A 668-nucleotide genomic window follows, 5' to 3' on the forward strand; every position below is an offset into this window, starting at 1 on the left:
CGGCCCCCCGGCGGCCGGTCCGCAGGCCCGCCAGCAGCAGGACGGCCGTGACGGTGATGCCGAGCGCGTTGGCGGCGGCGATCCCCGCCACCCCCCAGCGGCCCACGGTCACGGCGCCGGCCAGCGACGTCACGACGATGCCCGCCGCCATCACGCCCACCGGGTACCAGCTGGGGCGGCCGGCCGAGAAGTAGCAGCGGACGAAGGCCCCCACGAGGGTCTGGCCGAGCAGACCCAGCGCGTACACGCGCATGACGTCCGCCGTCGCGGCGGTGTCGGCGGCGGTGAACGCACCCCGCTGGAAGAGCAGCCCGATCATCTGGGGGGCGCAGGCGATCACCGCGCACATGCCCAGCAGCACCACACAGGAGGCCAGCACCAGGTCCCGCTCCACGCGGGCCCGGGCACGCCCCGTGTCACCGTCCGCGAGGGCACGCGCCACCACCGGGAAGGTGACCGTGCACACCATCAGCGACAGCGTCATCGGGATCTGGGCGACCTTCTGCGCGTAGTTCAGGTGCGAGATGGCCCCGGCGGGCAGGGAGGACGCCAGGAAGCGTTCCACGAGGACCTGCGACTGACGGCACAGCGCGAACAGCAGCACGGCCGCGATCAGGGCGAACCGCACCGGCCGCTCCGCCTCCCCGGCCGGCCCGTCGGCGGCGGGC

General features: G+C 74.9%; 1 protein-coding gene. It reads right to left on the minus strand.

Going from position 1 to position 668, the window contains the following annotated elements:
* On the minus strand, positions 1–668 hold a 668-nt coding region (locus B9S61_RS13510; protein ID WP_308457766.1), incomplete at both ends, for a lipid II flippase MurJ.

Origin of the sequence: Streptomyces sp. SM1 (assembly GCF_002910825.1) — a bacterium.
Classification (GTDB): Bacteria; Actinomycetota; Actinomycetes; order Streptomycetales; family Streptomycetaceae; genus Streptomyces; species Streptomyces okerensis.